6 protein-coding genes are annotated in these 3,583 nt (G+C 62.2%); 3 read left to right on the top strand and 3 right to left on the bottom strand.

The features are described from left to right. Nucleotides 1–140: 140 nt before the first annotated feature. Entirely contained in the window at nt 141–1,118 is a 978-nt protein-coding gene (locus tag AB4Y72_RS19610; RefSeq protein ID WP_441427806.1) for a DUF4192 domain-containing protein, read from the top strand. A gap of 201 nt (nt 1,119–1,319) precedes the next feature. Here AB4Y72_RS19610 and AB4Y72_RS19605 read toward each other — a convergent pair whose 3' ends face one another. Both AB4Y72_RS19605 and AB4Y72_RS19600 read right to left on the bottom strand, forming a co-directional pair. Continuing rightward, nucleotides 1,320–1,649 (bottom strand): hypothetical protein, encoded by a 330-nt coding sequence (locus AB4Y72_RS19605; RefSeq protein WP_441427805.1) that lies wholly within the window; start codon nt 1,647–1,649, stop codon nt 1,320–1,322. Then, nucleotides 1,646–1,771, bottom strand: a complete 126-nt coding sequence (locus AB4Y72_RS19600) for a hypothetical protein (RefSeq protein ID WP_441427804.1) — start codon at nt 1,769–1,771, stop codon at nt 1,646–1,648. The genes AB4Y72_RS19605 and AB4Y72_RS19600 overlap by 4 nt, the downstream gene beginning before the upstream one ends. Before the next feature lie 318 nt (nt 1,772–2,089). Here AB4Y72_RS19600 and AB4Y72_RS19595 point away from each other — a divergent pair, with 318 nt between their 5' ends. Both AB4Y72_RS19595 and AB4Y72_RS19590 read left to right on the top strand, forming a co-directional pair. Next, entirely contained in the window at nt 2,090–2,314 is a 225-nt protein-coding gene (locus AB4Y72_RS19595) for a ribbon-helix-helix protein, CopG family (RefSeq protein WP_441427803.1), read from the top strand. Nucleotides 2,315–2,565: 251 nt separating this feature from the next. After that, nucleotides 2,566–2,721, top strand: coding sequence for a hypothetical protein (locus tag AB4Y72_RS19590; RefSeq protein ID WP_441427802.1), 156 nt, complete (start codon nt 2,566–2,568; stop codon nt 2,719–2,721). Between the two features lie 88 nt (nt 2,722–2,809). On the opposite strand, the gene AB4Y72_RS19585 is transcribed toward AB4Y72_RS19590, so the two are convergent. Next, entirely contained in the window at nt 2,810–3,055 is a 246-nt protein-coding gene (locus AB4Y72_RS19585; RefSeq protein ID WP_441427801.1) for a hypothetical protein, read from the bottom strand. Nucleotides 3,056–3,583 lie beyond the last annotated feature (528 nt).

Below are 3,583 nucleotides of genomic sequence, written 5' to 3'. Positions count from 1 at the left end.
GCCCTGCGGGTAGACAGGGCTCCGTCGGCCGCCGAGCAAGCAAGCTTGCCAGCAACCAAAAACAACGGGGGGAGAGGGGAAGCTGGCCGGTCACCACAGCCGCCCCACCCACCGGAATCCTCTGCAAAAGGAGCAACACCATGCTTGAAAAGATCAACCTCACCGGCCCCGCCGACCTGCTGGCGACCATCCCGCACCTGCTGGGCATCACGCCCACGGAATCGTTCGTGGTCCTCACCGCCCATGACGGTGCCCTCGGCGCGACCCTGCGGGTGGACGCACCCGAACACGTCGAGCCGGGCAACTACGCGCAGACGCTGACCAGCCACGCCGCCAACGATGAGAAGGCAACGGCGTCCTACGTTGTCGTTTACACGGATGAGAACCGGGACGGCTACCCCTACGCCGCGCACGTCGCCGCGCTGGTGTCCGAGCTGGCCGCCGCCCGGATGCCCGTGCGGAACGTCTGGCTCGTGGCCTCCACTCACTGGACGGAGTTCGGCACGGACGAGGAGCACCCGCTGGAGCAGATCACCGACAGCCACGCCAACGCGACCTTTACCTTCTTCGGGTCAGCCACGGACATCGACGTCTACAACCCCGCCCTGCTGGGCACGTGGGCCGTGCCGGTACAAGCCCCCGAAGGCACCGAAGCAGACATTGAGGAAGCATGCGCGGCGTGGGCGGCCGTGCTGGACAGCACCGGGACCCCCGACCGCGAAACGGCCCGGAGCATCGCGGGAGCCTTCCAGCACAAAATGGTCCGGGACTTCCTGTTCCGCGAGACCATCACCACCCAGAACGGCAACTTCGCCGACGTCATCCTCGGGACCTTCACCGGACGCCCGGACTGGAACCGGGTGGACCGGGCCCAGGCCATCGCGTTCGAGCTGATGAAAGCAGTTCCGGCAGGCCAGCGCGCGCCGATGCTGACCCTGATGGGGTGGCTGGAATGGCTCAAAGGCAACGGCACCCAAGCGGGCCGGTACCTCACGCATGCGGACACGGATGCACCCGGGTTTCGGCTGGCAGGGCTGCTGCTGGAACTGATCAACCGGGGCTCAGTCGCAGACGTCGCCCGCGACCCGGAAACCTCCTACCAGCGCCACAACAACTAAACGGACAGGGCCGGGCCGGGCCACGGTGCGGGGCGGCCTCCCCCGCTTCGCTCCGCCGGCCGCCGGTAACGCTGGTGCGGGCGTAGCCAGAGCAAGGTTGTGCCGCCCTTTAGCGGTGGACGTGGTGCAAATCTTCCACACGTGCACTGCATGGCAGCAGTGACGCCTCCTCGGCTTCGAGGAGGCGTCACTGGTTTCGGCTTACGTGAATGCTTTCAGTGCTCTCCGGATTTTCCTGCTGATGGCTTTGCCCCGAAAAAAATAGAGAAAGACTGCGGCAGTTAGTCCGGATAGCACGTAGGTCGCTGTCATTGCTTGTTGGAATTTCGTGTAATCGATCAGCCCTAGAAGGAAGCTGATGAAGGTTGCTACGTACAGGATTCCGAGAATTGAGACTGTGATTATCGCCAGTATTCGTCGGGTTATGTCGTTGTAGCTTCCCTCGGGTCCCATCGTGAAGACGGGGGTGCCGTCGGGAGGTTCGTTGTCACCGTATTCACTTGCCAACTTCGGCTCACCCGAGGGTTTCATAACGCGGAACCACTATCAGCATCATCCGGGATAACGACGAATACGCCGCCCATTCCCGCGTCTAACGGCTGCTCGTCGTCTCCTAAAGAGGATCGATGTTGCCCGTTTTCTCCTTCAATCATTTGTCTGGTCCTTTCCCTAGATGGGGTAATCGGGCCGGGAACCTCCGGGTGAGGAACCAATATCAGAATACGGATGCGAGGCGGACGTTGGCAACACTTCTTGAACACAAATTAAGTAGGCCATACGCACAACATGCGTACCCCGTACGCTTGACAGGTGGAAGTACCTAGTTCCACCATAGAGCCATCAGGTATTTGGGGTTAGGTCTCAAAGGTGTACCCAAACACTTGAAAGACTCAATGCACGCGCTCGTTCTCTGCTGGGGGCTCTTAGGAGTTGAGGGACTGAACGACGTGACGAGATATAAGGACGGAAACATGCCCGCAAAAGATCCAAATCTGGTGCGTCTGAACGTCAACATGAACAAGGAGACGGCCGCTGCCCTGAAGGAGCTGACCGACAAGCACGGCATTTCCTTCACTGAAGCCGTTCGCCGCGCCATCGTTGTGTACCAGTTCATTGACCACGAAAAGGATCAAGGCAAAAAGGTGTTCCTGACAGACGCCGATGAAACTCGGAAGACGGAGTTCGTTCTCCTCTAAATAGGCGTTTCGGCCTGGAAGCGACAGCTGTAGAAACGACCGACAGCCCGGTGCGCGGGCGGTCGGCCGTTTCTGCGTTAAATGGGCCGAGCACTTTCGGCCGGTCGTCTGTCGGCAGCAACTTAGGTACTTGTCTAGAGGAACATCTCATCCGGCCGCCGGACGCTCGCGCGGGCGCAGCCGGGAACTCAGCAAGCGTGTAGAAACCACGGCTACAGTGAACCCCAGGAACACTGCACCGACCAGGAAGCGTGAGCATGGGAACCGACTACATCCTGACCGACGACGACAAGCCGGACGCCGAGCCCAGCCTGGCCGAAGACGTCATCGAAATTCGTCTGCTCACCGCCGGCGACCTAACCGGGCCTGCGAATATCGGCTGGGCCCAGGAACACCACAACCTCTAACCACAAGGCAGCGAGACGCTGCCCACCCAAATTTCCTTTGCAGAGGGGAAAACCCGGAAAGGCCGGCAACCCAAGTGCCGGCCTTTCCTCATGCCCGCGCTTGTTCCAATACCCGGCGCCACAACAGGAACGCGGCCAGGGCATTCAGGACGGTGATGAAGACGTCGCCTGCCGCGGGCCGGGCGATGACGAGATCGAGGACCACCAGCGCCAGTGCGCCCGCTGCGGCAAGTGTGAACACCACAGCCAGGACCCGGAGGACCTGCGGAGAATCCAGCCCGGCACCRTGCCCCGCACGGCCGAGGCTGCCATCACTCGGCGCCGGCTCAGTCATGCCCTCACCCTACTCAGGAAGGGCATGCTCGCGGGGCTCGCACCCGTTCGGGCGTCCGCTGGCGCGGCCGGCTGTGGGGTCCAGTGCGCGCCGTCGCAGGGCTCCGGCCCGCCCCGGCCGGTGTCTTACGTCTTCGACGTTTTTTGGTTGCTGTCCTTCGGATTCTGGGCGTCCGCTCCACCCCGTCTAGCCCCTCCTTCGTCGGGGCCTGCGGTGCAGGAAATGTCCCTCCGGCGCTCCTGCGTCGCTGATTTCCTCCAGGAATTTCCTGCCCCTTGCCCTGCGGGTAGACAGGGCTCCGTCGGCCGCCGAGCAAGCGAGCTTGCCAGCAACCAAAAAACAACGGGGGGAGAAGGGGACGCTGGCCGGTCACCTGAGCCGCCCCACCCACCGGAATCCTCTGCAAAAGGAGCAACACCATGAACGCAATAACCACCAAGACGGTGACCACCCAGGACACCGGGGAAACCATCGACGGCGTGACCGTGCTGGGCGATTACCACGAGAACGGCGGCTACGACTGGATGG

Source organism: Arthrobacter sp. YAF34 (assembly GCF_052113245.1).
GTDB lineage: Bacteria > Actinomycetota > Actinomycetes > Actinomycetales > Micrococcaceae > Arthrobacter.
The sequence above is the reverse complement of the archived record's forward strand: the minus strand, read 5'-3'. Positions and strand labels throughout refer to the sequence as shown.

Excerpts from the sequence above, each read along its gene's own strand:
- AB4Y72_RS19595 (WP_441427803.1), top strand. The coding sequence starts at position 2,090 with ATGCCCGCAAAAGATCCAAATCTGGTGCGTCTGAACGTCAACATGAAC.
- AB4Y72_RS19605 (WP_441427805.1), bottom strand. The coding sequence starts at position 1,649 with ATGAAACCCTCGGGTGAGCCGAAGTTGGCAAGTGAATACGGTGACAAC.
- AB4Y72_RS19610 (WP_441427806.1), top strand. The coding sequence starts at position 141 with ATGCTTGAAAAGATCAACCTCACCGGCCCCGCCGACCTGCTGGCGACC.
- AB4Y72_RS19600 (WP_441427804.1), bottom strand. The coding sequence starts at position 1,771 with ATGATTGAAGGAGAAAACGGGCAACATCGATCCTCTTTAGGAGACGAC.